Origin of the sequence: Mycobacterium haemophilum DSM 44634 (assembly GCF_000340435.2) — a bacterium.
GTDB classification, from domain to species: Bacteria; Actinomycetota; Actinomycetes; order Mycobacteriales; family Mycobacteriaceae; genus Mycobacterium; species Mycobacterium haemophilum.
Genome location: NZ_CP011883.2, coordinates 254,066 through 266,986 on the forward strand (window position 1 = coordinate 254,066; position 12,921 = coordinate 266,986).

Below are 12,921 nucleotides of genomic sequence, written 5' to 3' on the forward strand. Positions count from 1 at the left end.
GGCCATGCCTGACGGGGAGCAGACGAAGCGACCGGACTACGAAGAGTCTGCTGACATTGAGGATGACTCCGAGCCTGATCCCTCAGGTGGTTCCGTCTTCTCTCAGTACGGCATCGCGTCGACCGTTCTGGCGGTGTTGTCGGTCGCCGCGGTCGCGCTCGGCGTCGTCATCTGGCACGCACACCATGACGACGCGGCTGAACGTGCCTACCTGACCCGTGTGATGCAGACCGCGGCCGACTGGGCGGGTGTGCTGATCAACATGAACACCAGCAATATCGACGCCAGTTTGCAGCGGCTGCATGACGAAACGGTCGGCGAACTCAACACCGACTTCGACGCCGCCGTCCAGCCTTACCGGCAGGTGGTGCAGAAGCTGCAGACACAAAGCAGGGGCCAGATCGAGGCGGTTGCGATCGAATCAGTGCACCACGACCTGGATACACAGCCCGGTGTCGCGCATGCCGTGGTGACCACCAAACTGCCACCGTTGGCGGCGCGTACCGACTCGGTGATGCTGGTCGCGACATCGGTCAGCGAGAACGTGGGCAGCAAGCCGACGACGGTGCACTGGAGCTTGCGGCTCGATGTCTCCGATGTCGACGGCAAGCTGATGATCTCTCGTCTTGAGTCGATCCGATGAGAAACCGGTGGCGGCTGCTGGCGTTCGACATTGTGGCCCCGCTGGCCGTGATCGCCGCGTTGGCGATGATCGGGGTGGTACTGGACTGGCCGCTGTGGTGGGTGTCGGCGTGCTCGGTGTTGGTGTTGCTGATTATGGAAGGTGTCGGGGTCAATTTTTGGCTGCTGCGCCGTGATTCGGTCACCGTCGGCACCGATGATGACGCGCCCGGATTGCGTTTGGCCGTTGTCGTGGCATGCACTGCTGTCCTGTGCGCGGCGGTGCTGACCGGATACACGCACTGGACGTCGGCGGACCGCGACTTTCGGCGGGATTCCCGCGAGGTAGTGCAGATCGCCACGGGGATGGCAGAGGCGATGGCGTCGTTCACCCCGAGCGCCCCGACCAGCTCCATTGATCGGGCTACGGCGATGATGGTGCCCGACCAGGCGGGCGTGTTCAAGGAGCAATACCGAAAGTCCAGCGCCGATCTGGCCCAGCGCAACGTCACCGCTCAGGCCGCCGCGCTGGCGGCCGGCGTCGAGGCCATCGGGCCGTCGGCGGCCAGTGTCGCGGTGATCCTGCGGGTAACCCAGAACACGCCGGGTCAGCCCCCCAGTCAGGCGGCGCCCGCAGTGCGGGTGACATTGATCAAGCGCGGCAGTGACTGGCTGGTGACCGACGTGCTGCCGATCAACGCCCGTTAGCTCGGCTCAGTCGCTGTTGGCCGCACGTGCGGCCTTGACTTTGACGAACCGGTCCGACAACCGACGCATCCGGATCATCAAGGCGGCCGACGGACTGGTGCTGCCGTCGAGGTAGCTGGCCAGATCCTCGGGTGCGACCCCGATGCGGGAGGCGAATTCCTGTTGCCCCAGGCCGGAGCGATCGATCAGGAGCCGCACGTGGCGGGCGACCTCGGCGCGTTCGTTGATCTCCAGGTGGGCGCGGGCGCGCTCCAGCACCTCCCAGAGGGCTTTGCAGATGCCATACGGTCGCGTGCCCTCGAGCACTTCTTCGACCTGACGGGCCGTCCGTCCATAAGGGTCGCGTTTTACCGCGGCGGCGATGAGCTTCCAGATCTCGATGTCGCCGCCGTGCAGTGCCGAGCGGATGGCGGCGGTAGACCAGAACTCCACCGGCTGGTCGGGATCGTCGCGGACCTGGTCCGCGGCGGGCTGTTCAGGCGGCGCTGCGGGGTGTCGGTCGACTACCAACGTCACCTCGCCTCCTCGAGCATCGCTACAGCCACCGACAGGCAGCGCTGCCTGACCTCCTGCCATTCTGCCGTGGCATCCGGGTCGGACCACTGATCATCAGTGAGGTCAACGGGATGGGGGTCCGAGAGCCGGCGGACTAACTGGGTCGCCATCCATTGCCGTATGGGTGGTTGACAAGAGTAATACCTATCTAGCTCGGCCAGCACTACGGCCGCGGTCTCGGGCTCTAGTGCATCGACCATGTCAGCCAATTCGGCGTAGTCGCGGCTGCTGTTACGGGACATGATCAGATAGCCCACCAGCCGCAGCGTTTCTGCGCCGGTGGGGATCAGCAACCGGTCGCCGGTGGGCAGCTGGACGTGGGTGGTCTCCACCGGGCGCCGCCGCTGGTAGGTTGGCCGGTCGGGGGCTTGCGAGACCACCTGTGTCTGCAGCGCGTCGATGGCGACTGAGAGCCGCCCGCGCCACAGCGTGACCGGATGAACCGGCCGGTCAGACCAGGGCATCGCCCGCGCAATGCTATTGCGGTACGCCAGGCCGATGATGAACTTCCTGGCCGCCGAGTGACCGTTGGTGCTGGTCGTCGTGCAGGCCGGGGCGGCAGGAAGCGCCGCGGTGTCATCGCTGGCTCTGCCCTCTTCTGGCTCGTGCGCAGCGCCTGGTAGGACCCGGTCGAGTCGTTTGTTGTTGTGCCCGCACCCGGTGAAGGCGAGCGGGTCGGCCACGCAGATCGCGTCGGGCGCCAGGTGCTTGAGCTTCGCCGCCGACTTGAGCACTATCCGCAGGTCGCCACTGGGCACCATGGCTGCCGAGATGTCGTCGGGGATGACCACGATGTCACCGAGGTCGACCGCCGGCAGCGGCCTGTCGAAGTCGACGGACGGCAAGGCCCGGGACAGCCAGCAGGGTAGCCACCAGTTCCATTGCGCGAACATCGCCATCAGCGCCGGTACCAGAACTAGTCGCACCACGGTCGCGTCGACCGCGATCGCGACGGCGCACGCCACGCCGATCTCGGCGACCAGCGGCATGCCGGCGAACGCGAAGCCGACGAACACCGCGATCATGATCAGGGCGGCGCTGGTAATTGTGCGTGCGCTGGTGCTCACGCCGTAGGCGACCGCGTCGCGAGTGCGCCCGGTTTGCAAGAAGCGTTCCCGGATGCGGGTGAGCAGGAAGATTTCGTAGTCCATCGACAACCCGAAGGTCATCGCCAGCACCAGCGGGGGAACCGTGCTGTCGATCGAATTGATGTGTGTGAAGCCGAGGTTCTCCAGCCAGCCCCACTGGAAGACCATCACCAAGCTGCCATAGGCGGTGGCCACCGACAGCAATGTCATCAGCACGCCTTTGAATGCCAGGAATACCGAGCGGATCGAGATCAGCAGCATCACGAACGCGATCAACGCAACGAAGACCAGCACCAGCGGCTCCGTCTTGGACACCCGATCATCGAAGTCTTTGATCAGCGCGGTCGGGCCGCCGACAGCCACGTGCGCCGCGCCGGGAACCTTAGGAAGCTCCGTCCGCATCCAATCGACGGTTTCGCGGGCGCCCAGGTCCTCGGGATCGACCGACAACACCGCGCTCAGCAGCGCGCTGCCGTTGTTATCGGCGAATTGCGGCGGTGCCACCGACAAGACGTTCGGAGCCTGCGCCATCCGGTCACGGATCGCCGCGATTGTCTGGCTGTGTTCGGCTGAGGACGCTTGAACATTCGGGTCGCCGGGAAAGGTGATCAGCACCTGCACGGGCCCCAGCGCGCCTGGGCCGAGCGCTTGGGCCGCGGCCGACACCCCGGCACGGATCTCGTGCGAAGAGTCAAACTGCCGCAGCAGGCTGTTGCCCAGCACCATCGACGTCGCCGGCGCCGCCATAATGATGAGGAGGGTCGACGCCGCCAGCGCCGAAATCCACGGCCGGTGCATCACCCATCCCACCCAACGGTTCCAGAACCGGGACTGGGTGCACTCCGGCCGCCGCGACCAGTGCAGCAGCGCTGACCTTTTGGCGGCTGCCCGGCCGAACGTGGCTAACACCGCGGGTGTCAAGGTGGCCGACGTCAGCATCGCGATAGCGACGGCCAGAATCGCTCCGGTCGCCATCGACCGCAGCGCCGGGGTGTTGATCAAGTAGATCCCGGTGAGCGAGGCGATGACGGTCATCCCGGACAGCACCACCGCGAGCCCGGAAGTGGCCATCGCGGCGTCGACAGCTTCCTGTGGTTGCCGCCCGGACCGCAGCTCCTCGCGGAAGCGCATCAGGATGAATAGGGAGTAGTCGACGGCCAGCGCGATGCCAAACATCGACACCGTCGAGGTCACAAACACCGACATAGTGGTGTGCATCGATATTAGGTAGACCAGGCCCATGGTGACCACGACGGTGCAAGCGCCGAGGGCTAGCGGAACCGCCGCGGCGGCCAGCGATCCAAACACCGCGAGCAAGACGATCAGAATGATCGGCAGGTTCCATCGTTCCGCTTCGGCGATGTCGTGCTTGCTGTTGGCCGCCGCCGCGGCGCTGAGTGCGCCCTGCCCGATGACATAGAGCCGCACGTGAGCGTTGGCGGTCCGCCCGGATTGGTCGCCCCTGATACCCACCTTGGTGCGTAGCTGCTTGGCGACGTCGCTAGTGCCCGAGTTGCGGGCGTCCAGCCGCAGTGACACCACATACGGCCGATCAGGTCGCGGCGGCAGCTGGGTTGGGCTGGGCACCTCCGACACACCGGGGAACTCGCCGGCAATCCGTTTTAGTAGCGCCACAGCGTCGTTCATGTCCTGGTAGCTGGCATCCGGGCGGGGGGCCGCCACCAGCGCCAACGAGGCCGCTCCCTGGTCGGGATATTCTTCTTGGAGCTGATCGTGGACCAGCAGCGACTGTGACCCGGCAACTTCGAACCCGCCGCCGGTGAGATTCCCCGATTGCGTCATCGCCAGATAGATTGCCGGCACCAGCGTGAGCAACCAGCCCGTGAAGACCAACCAGCGGAACCGACGCAGGCAGCGGCTTAGGCGCATCATCAACTGCTGGATTTCTTCTCTCCCCGCCTTCCTGCGCTGTGCGTGCGCACGTGAGCGTACCGCAGCATGCTGTGGACCGGATCGGCTGATTGGCAGCTGAGCTGCGGCGACGTCGGTGCTGCTAACGGCTTGGCCGTGTGGGGGTCGGGGATGGCAGGATGACAGATGGCCGCGCGGGCGTCGGGGGACGCACACGAAAGATCGCAGCCGTTTGCAAGTCGTGCTGATTCGGCGGCCAGGCGCAAACCGTAAGGAGTGATCCATGAACACAGGCATTGCGACCAGGCGCCGCAGGCTTTGTGCAGGGCTGATCGCCGCCGTCCTGCCAGGTGCTGCGGTGGCGGCCGTATTGACCGGGCCGTCGGCGACTGCTGCGCCCGACCCATGTGCGGCCAGTGAAATGGCCAGGACCATCGGTTCTGTCGCCAAGTCGATGGGCGACTACTTGGACGCGCACCCAGAGACCAACCAGACGATGACGACGCTGCTGCAGCAGCAAGCGGGTCCGCAATCGTTGACGTCGCTGAAGTCCTATTTCGAGGCCAATCCCAAGGTTGCTGGTGATCTGCAGACGATGTCGCAACCGCTGGCCGGCCTGACGACACAGTGCAAGCTGCCGATCACCGTTCCGCAGGCGATGGGTCTCATGCAGTCGGTGCAGGGCGTGGGAGGGTTGCCAGACCTGCCTGGCGGTGCCACCAGTGCGCTGCCGTTGAGCGACATCCAGGCCATCTCACCGACCGTGACCGTGCCGCTCCCGGGTCCCTCGCGGTCACAGCACGTCGGCTAACTGTCGCCCGCTGCGGTCTGACCCGGGTGATTGGTCACGGTGGTATCTACGTCGTCGGGGTCGGCCATGTTCTCGGTCCGGAACATGAAGAAAAACACCACCCAGCCAATAGCGGCGATGAGCAACCAGCTGATCAGCCGGTAGATCAGCATTGCCGAGATGGCGCTGGGCAATGACATGCCGCTAGATACCAGGCCTGGCACCAGCACCGCCTCGACGACCAGCAGGCCGCCCGGCATCAGCGGTATCGTGCCAACCGCACGAGCGGCCGCATAGGCGACCGTCAACCCCGCGACCGAAGCGTGATCGCCCGCCGCGTAAGCGGCGAAGCCCAGGCAGGCCACGTCGGCGATCCAGTTGAACAGTGACCAACTGAATGCCACCGCCAAGTCGCGACGGCCCAGGCTCACCGATTCGAGCTGGGTGAGCGTCTGACGCCAGTTATCCAGGCCAGTATCGGCTGGTTTGCCGCGAACCGAGTTGACCCACGACAAAACCCGTCTGCCGATCCCTTCGATCAGCTCCGGCCGCGACGCCACCGCCTGAGCCAGCAGCAACAACGCGACGAAGCCGCCCAGGGTAAACAGCAACGAGAACGGGTTGTTCTTCGCACCCAGGAAGAAAGCGCCGCCCAGCCCGAGCAGCGCCAAACCCACCGCCTGCAACACACCCGACATCACCAGCTGCCACGACGCCACCACCGTCGACGCACCCCAGATGCGCTGCTGACGGAGCAGAAACGTCGCCGACAACACCGGCCCGCCCGGCAGCGTGGTGCTCAGCGAGTTGGCAGCGTAGAACGCGGCTTCGGACCGCAATTGCTTGACGTGCACCCCGGCGGACTTCAGCAGGGTGCGTTGGATCTGGGCAAAGCTGTGCATCGACGCGGCCGCGGCCAGCACCGCAGCGAGCAGCCACCACCAGTTGGCTTCATACACACTCGTCCACGCCTTGGCCAGCTGGTCCCATCCCAACGCCACCTCGACAGCCAGCACGATGGCCACGATGCCGAGGACCACCCATCGCACCCACCAGTATTTGCCGCGCGCGGCCTCTCCCCCGGCAGCGGGCGGCGCCCCCACGCGCTGGCGGAGTCTTCGGACAGGGGCGTCGTGCGACACAGGCTTAGGGTAACCGTGCAGGTGGTGCCGTAATCGCAGCGCATCTCCGACCGTGTCAGGGTTGGTCTAGAGTCGTGACCGGATCGTGCCAGCCCCCTGCTTCCTGAGCTGGCCTCGGACGGCCCTGTCAAAGCCGCTGGCCCAGCCAGCGGGCCGGCTAGGCTTGGGCGGATGTTGGCGAGCCTTGACGACGCTTCGGTCGAGCCCCGGGTCCGCAAGATCACAGCGTGGGCGTGGCGTTTGCTAGTCATTTTGGCTGCGGTGGTCGCCTTGTTATGGGTGCTGAAAAAGCTTGAAGTCATCGTCGTGCCGGTGTTGCTGGCGTTGGTGATTAGCGCGTTGCTGGTGCCGGTGGTGGACTGGCTGGACGCGCGCGGCCTGCCGCGCGGTGCCGCGGTGTCGCTGGTCTTGTTAGGCGGATTCGCGATCCTCGGTGGCATCCTGACCTTTGTCATCAGCCAATTTGTCGTGGGTTTGCCCGATCTGACCGAGCAGGTAACCCACAGCATCGACAACACCCGCAAATGGTTGATCGAAGGGCCAGCGCATTTGCGGGGTGAACAGATCGATAATGCGGGCAACGCCGCGATCCAGGCGCTGCACAACAACCAAGCGAAGTTGACCAGCGGTGCACTGTCCACTGCGGCCGCCATCACCGAGCTGGTGACGGCGGCGGTGCTGGTGCTGTTCACGCTGATTTTCTTCCTGTACGGCGGCCGCGATATCTGGCAGTACGTCGCCAAGATCGTCCCGGCCAATGTCCGTGACAAGGTGCTGGAGGCCGGCCGCGCCGGATACGGGTCGCTGATCGGCTACGTGCGGGCCACGTTCCTGGTGGCCCTGACCGATGCGGCCGGTGTGGGCGCGGGGTTGGCGATCATGGGTGTGCCGCTGGCGCTGCCGTTGGCTTCATTGGTGTTTCTCGGCGCCTTCATCCCGCTGGTCGGTGCGGTGATCGCCGGCTTTTTGGCCGTGGTGGTCGCCCTGCTTGCCAAAGGAATCGTCTACGCACTGATCACGCTCGGTTTGCTGGTCGCGGTAAACCAAGTCGAGACCCATTTGCTGCAGCCGTTGGTGATGGGCCGTGCGGTCTCGATTCATCCGCTCGCGGTGGTGCTCGCTATTTCCACCGGCGGCGTGCTCGCGGGGATCGTTGGCGCGTTATTAGCAGTCCCGACGGTCGCGTTTCTCAACAACGCGATCCAGGTGCTGCTGGCTCCGGATCCATCTGCCGCAGCAGGCCAGCAGACCGGTGATGGTGGGGACGTCAGCCAAACCGAAACCGGATAACCCCAAAGAGAGCTGGGAGTGAGGCTTAGAGCCGTCCTTCGCGGCGCAGCAGATCCTGTGCGCTAACACCACCGCCGGCGCGACGGCGCTGGCGCGCATTGTCGCCTTGTCCTCGGGCGTTCAACTTCTCGGTGGCGGCTTCGGAGTCGTTGTCCGATGGCCGCATGATCGGCAGCGCTGTCGTCGGTTCTGCCGGATCGCTGGCGTTATCGCTGGAGCGGTTCGCTGCAACCGGCATGGCCCGCGTCCGACCGGCGGACGGTGGCGGGGTTGGTAACGAAGGTCGCGTTGCGGCGAGCGGCGCGGTCTGCACGCTTTGGCTGCTGGACACCGCTGTCGTGGTCGGGGCGTTGCCAGGCACCGACAGACGGGTCGTCGTCGCTTCCGCTGGTTGGCTCGGCCTCGTCTGTATCCGCGCGGTGCTCGCGCCAGCGGGCAGCTCCTGGGGCCGCTTGGTCTCCGGCCGGCTCGCCAGGCCCGGATGCGCCCGTCGCGACGGCTGCAGCGCGGCGGGGTGAGTGGGGTCATGCGGTGTGCGCGGCGCCGCAGCGACCAGGTTGGCCGCTGTGACCGGAGGTCGGACGGGACGCCCGTTGACAGTGAGCCGTCGGCGCTCGTCGGGCAGGTGAATTTCGCCCAGCCCGATGCGGTTTTGCAGGCGCCGAGCCCAGCGCGGCGCCCACCAGCAGTCGTCGCCGAGCAACTTCATTACCGACGGCACCAGGAACATACGCACTACGGTCGCGTCCAGCAGCAGCGCCGCCATCAGCCCGAAGGCCAGGTACTTCATCATCACCAGGTCAGAGAACACGAACGAACCGGCGACCACCGCAAGGACCAATGCGGCCGCCGTGATGAGGCGGCCGGTGGTCGCGGTGCCGATCCGGACGGCCTCCTGGGTCGACATGCCTTCTGCGCGTGCCTCCACCATCCGGGATACCAGGAACACTTCGTAGTCGGTCGCCAAGCCATAGCCGACCGCGACGACGAGAGCGATGATCACCACCATCAGCGGTGTCGGCGTGAAGTTCAGCCATTTGGAGAAGTGCCCGTCGACGAAGATCCACGTCAGGATGCCCATGGTGGACCCGAGCGTGAGCGCGCTCATCACCGCGGCCTTGATCGGCAACACGAAAGACCCGAACGCTAAGAACATCAACAGCATGGTGGTGGTAATCAGCACAACGACCATCAGCGGGGCCTGCGCAACCAGGCTGTGAATCGAATCCTGCTCGAGAGCCGGGGTGCCACCGACCGACACCGTGAGGCCCTTTGGTGGCGTGATGCTGCGCAGTTCGTTGATCTTCTTCGACGCGTCATTCGGGTTGATCAAGCCGTTCTGCAGGACCCGGACGGACGGATCCTTCGAGGCGCCCGGCGCCACGGTGCGCTCTTGCCACATGTTCGCGGGGTTGTTGTCCGGGTCGCTGAACCCGCTGATCGCCATCGCTTTGCTGCGAATGTCAGCGATCTCCTGGTCGGTGACGGGCTGGTGGTTGGTGGTCTGGATCACCAGTGTCAACGGGTTGGTGCGATAACCCGGGAAGAGTTGGTCGAAATGCTCCTGTGACTGCCGCACCGCGTTGTTGGGCGGCAGATATTTCTCGCTCATGCCGCCGAAAGAGAGGTTGCCCAGCGGGATAACTAGCAGGATCATGCCGACAACGATCGGGATGGCGAAAACCAGGGGCCGCTTCATCACGAAGTTGACGAGCTTGCCCCAGAAGCCAGCCTCGACTTCTTCGCGGGTCTTGGTCTTTTGCAGCCGGTCCGCGAGCCAATTGAGATAGGCGCGCGAAACCCGCCAGTTACGCAGGAAGGGCACCCGGAACAGGGTCCGCACGCCGAGTGCGTCGACATGTTTGCCCAAAACCGCCAAGCACGCGGGCAACAGCGTGATCGACAACAGAGCCGCCAGTGTCACCGCTGCGATGAGCGCATAGGTCAGCGACTTGACAAAGCCCTGCGGCAACAGCAGCAGGCTGGCTCCCGACGCGGCAATGAGCACTGCCGAGAAGGTCACCGTGCGCCCGGCCGTCATCACCGTGCGCCGCACCGCGGTCTCGGTGTCGTAGCCTTCCGCTATCTCCTCGCGGAACCGGCTCACCACGAACAGGCCGTAGTCGACTGCGATGCCCAAGCCGATCAGCGAAACCACCGGTTGGGCAAAAAAGTGCACCGGCCCGAAGAGCGCGATGAAGCGCAGGATGCCCAGCGCGCCCGCGATGCTCAGGCCGCCCACCATCACCGGCAAGCAGGCTGCGATCACACCGCCGAACACCAGGAACAACACCACCGCCACCAGCGGCAGCGCCAGGACTTCCATGCGCCGTTGGTCAGTGGCGATGGTGCCGGTCAAGGCTTCGGCGATGGGGTCGAGGCCGGCGAGCTGGACGGTGCCGCCGTCAAGTTTTTGCAGGTCCGGCGCGATGGTTTTGTAGTTGTTGAGGATGGTGTCGTCGTCGTCGCCCTTAAGCGGGATGGACACAAACGTGTACTTTTTGTCCGGGGTGGCCATGCCCTGCACGACCGTGTTGGTCGTGTCGGGCGCGCGCAGGTAGCCGGCCCATCCCATCACCTTGTTGGAGTGGTCCCGCTGGAACTGGTTGAGTTCATCGGTGATCTTCTTCGCCCACGCCGGGTCATTGACGGTTTTGCCGTCGGGCGCATGGAAGATCGCCACGATGTGGCCGCTGCGGTCCCGGCCATAGACCTGGTCGCCGAGGATCGAGGCCTGCACCGACTGGCTGCTGTTGTCGTAAAAACCGCTCTGCGTGACGTGCTTACCTAGGCTCAGCCCGAAAACTCCGCCGCACAGGCACAGAGCTACCGTGACCCCGATTACGATGAACCGGTAGCGGTACACAGTTCGACCCCACCAGGCGAACACGTAAGCTCCTTACTGGATCTGTAGCGACCCGCGCAGTGCCTTTTCGGTTTTCAACGCGCCAGTGTCACACATGCGAGTTCAATAGCGCAGACAGCGGCCGGAATGGCTGCAGCCACGCCCCTTGTTCGGGCAGCGAATCTAGGCCGATTCGCGGCAAGGGCTCCCGGAAAACACCAGTGATGTCCTCCAGGTCGACGAACTCTAAGGTATCCGACGCTAGCGCCCAACTAGTGTGTTCACGAAATCCGATCACTTGAACGTCGATTCCGGCGCGCGCGATTTCTTCCAGTGGTTGACGGAACGCTTGACCGTCCGCGGAGGCCACCACCAGCGCCGCAAGCCCGTCGTTGTGCCGCTGCTCGATGTGGGCGAGCATGTCGCGGTCGACGTCGCTGTCGTCATCAATTTTCGGCTTGGCGAAGACCGCAAACCCCACGTTACGCAGCGCGTCCACCCACGGTCGAACCACGTCGGCGCCGCCCGGCGCGATGTTGGTGAACACGGTGGCCTCGGGTTTGATCGTGCCGTCTGGATGGCCGGCTGCCACTTCTGCCGTGCGGGTTAGCAGCCAGCGACCCAGTGCGTCGAAACGCGGACGTTCCAGGGCGGTCGGACGGCGGCCCAAGATGGAGCCCAAGCCCATGTCGAGGTTGGGCGCGTCCCAAACCAACAGCACACGCCTGGCCGGGGGAGCGAAGCTACCCAGGTCCCCGACGCAATTGCCGGGCAGTGCCGGCGGTATGAGTGGCTCCGGTGTTTCCGGGGCCGCTGCGGAGGTTGCTTCTTCTGCCACCCGCATAGTCATCGGTTTATCAAGATCAACTGTGCTGCTTTCAAGATCAATTTCGGCTTTCGGCAAATTAACTTCACTTTTTACAAATCAACTTCGCTTTTCCCAAATCAACTCGGTGACGGCGCTACCAGCATGCTGCGCTTTCGTTTCGTACTTGGTGGTTGGGCGAACGGTTGAGATTGGCAGCCCGGTGCCGCCATCGGCACGCCTCAGCAGTGGTTCGCCGTCGCCGACCTCGGCGATTTGCGCGGCGTAGCCGGGGTGGTCGGTCGCGGCGTGCAGGACCCCACCGGGCAGTAGCCGGTCGGCGATCAGTGCAACCGTGGCCGGTTGCAGGAACCTGCGTTTGTGGTGGCGTGCCTTAGGCCATGGATCGGGAAAGAACACACGAACACCGGTCAGCGACCTCGGCGCGATCAGATGCTGCAGCACGTCGACCGCGTTCCCACGGATCATCCGAATGTTGCGCACCTGGTCTCGATCGATCGCGCACAGCAGCTGCGCCAGCCCGCGCCGGTAAACCTCCACCGCGATCACGTCGATATCGGGTTCGTGCTGCGCCATGGCCAGCGTCGAGGTGCCGCTGCCGCAGCCGACCTCGAGCACCACCGGGGCGGAACGCCCGAACCACGCGTTGGTGTCCAGCGGCTCGCTGCTCGGGGTTTGGGGCACCGCCGTAATGCCTAGTGGCGATCGCAAGGGCGGCGAAGCCGGGTGCAGCGGGTCGCCGCTTATCAAACCCAGTTCTGGCCACAGTCGCTCCCAGGTTTGGCGCTGAGCGTGTGACAAGGCGGAGCGTCGCGTACGAAAAGCCGTGGCCGGGAGGTGGCGTCTCACACCACTTTGTTCGGAGCCATGCTCAGGCTGGTTGAGGTCACACGGCGCCGGTGATAGGTGCGAATCCGGTCCGTGGGCCGGGCTGGTTTGGGGTTCCGCCGCCGCCGGCGTGTCGGGACGTACCCTCACCCCGGGTTGCGCATGCATTTGTCCATGGTGGCCTATGAACCCCTGACGTAGCCGCCCCTGGTCCAGATTGATACCCAACAGTTGCTTTCAACTGGTAGCGGTGGCTCGCATCTTGGCAACGGAGGTGCCACCATTCGGTAGGGCCTGATCGGCCCCCCGGCAAACGAACCGAGTTGGGCGACGAGGCAAACCCTGCACCCGAAGAG

At 64.9% G+C, this 12,921-nt stretch carries 10 protein-coding genes; 4 read left to right on the top strand and 6 right to left on the bottom strand.

Annotated features, from left to right (window positions below):
- Nucleotides 1–4 precede the first annotated feature (4 nt).
- The gene (locus B586_RS01205; RefSeq protein WP_047314449.1) at nucleotides 5–643 is read left to right on the top strand and encodes a hypothetical protein; all 639 of its coding nucleotides are present in this window, start codon (nucleotides 5–7) and stop codon (nucleotides 641–643) included.
- Complete coding sequence (locus B586_RS01210) at nucleotides 640–1,329, top strand: hypothetical protein (RefSeq protein ID WP_047314448.1); 690 nt, start codon at nucleotides 640–642, stop codon at nucleotides 1,327–1,329. The genes B586_RS01205 and B586_RS01210 overlap by 4 nt, the downstream gene beginning before the upstream one ends.
- 6 nt (nucleotides 1,330–1,335) lie before the next feature.
- Here the strand turns inward: B586_RS01210 and B586_RS01215 are convergent, their stop codons facing one another.
- Together B586_RS01215 and B586_RS01220 are read right to left on the bottom strand one after the other, a co-directional pair.
- Nucleotides 1,336–1,845, bottom strand: coding sequence for a hypothetical protein (locus B586_RS01215; RefSeq protein WP_047314447.1), 510 nt, complete (start codon nucleotides 1,843–1,845; stop codon nucleotides 1,336–1,338).
- Nucleotides 1,842–4,865 (bottom strand): MMPL family transporter, encoded by a 3,024-nt coding sequence (locus B586_RS01220; RefSeq protein ID WP_054878929.1) that lies wholly within the window; start codon nucleotides 4,863–4,865, stop codon nucleotides 1,842–1,844. Before B586_RS01220 ends, B586_RS01215 begins: the two co-directional genes overlap by 4 nt.
- A gap of 262 nt (nucleotides 4,866–5,127) precedes the next feature.
- On the opposite strand from B586_RS01220, the gene B586_RS01225 reads away from it, so the two are divergent.
- Complete coding sequence (locus B586_RS01225) at nucleotides 5,128–5,655, top strand: hemophore (RefSeq protein WP_054878928.1); 528 nt, start codon at nucleotides 5,128–5,130, stop codon at nucleotides 5,653–5,655.
- Here B586_RS01225 and B586_RS01230 read toward each other — a convergent pair.
- Nucleotides 5,652–6,776 (bottom strand): lysylphosphatidylglycerol synthase transmembrane domain-containing protein, encoded by a 1,125-nt coding sequence (locus B586_RS01230; protein ID WP_156166397.1) that lies wholly within the window; start codon nucleotides 6,774–6,776, stop codon nucleotides 5,652–5,654. The two genes, B586_RS01225 and B586_RS01230, sit on opposite strands and share 4 nt — an antisense overlap.
- Before the next feature lie 171 nt (nucleotides 6,777–6,947).
- Here B586_RS01230 and B586_RS01235 point away from each other — a divergent pair, with 171 nt between their 5' ends.
- On the top strand, nucleotides 6,948–8,066 hold the full coding sequence (locus tag B586_RS01235; protein WP_054878927.1) for an AI-2E family transporter: 1,119 nt from the start codon (nucleotides 6,948–6,950) through the stop codon (nucleotides 8,064–8,066).
- A 25-nt stretch (nucleotides 8,067–8,091) separates the two neighbouring features.
- On the opposite strand, the gene mmpL3 is transcribed toward B586_RS01235, so the two are convergent.
- From mmpL3 to trmB, 3 genes are all read right to left on the bottom strand, one after another.
- Entirely contained in the window at nucleotides 8,092–10,956 is a 2,865-nt protein-coding gene (mmpL3, locus tag B586_RS01240; protein ID WP_054878926.1) for a trehalose monomycolate exporter MmpL3, read from the bottom strand.
- A gap of 64 nt (nucleotides 10,957–11,020) precedes the next feature.
- Nucleotides 11,021–11,761 (bottom strand): NYN domain-containing protein, encoded by a 741-nt coding sequence (locus B586_RS01245; protein ID WP_156406684.1) that lies wholly within the window; start codon nucleotides 11,759–11,761, stop codon nucleotides 11,021–11,023.
- Nucleotides 11,762–11,836: 75 nt separating this feature from the next.
- Nucleotides 11,837–12,586 carry a tRNA (guanosine(46)-N7)-methyltransferase TrmB gene (gene trmB, locus B586_RS01250; protein WP_054878925.1) on the bottom strand — a complete coding sequence of 250 codons (750 nt, stop codon included), beginning with the start codon at nucleotides 12,584–12,586 and terminating at the stop codon, nucleotides 11,837–11,839.
- Nucleotides 12,587–12,921 lie beyond the last annotated feature (335 nt).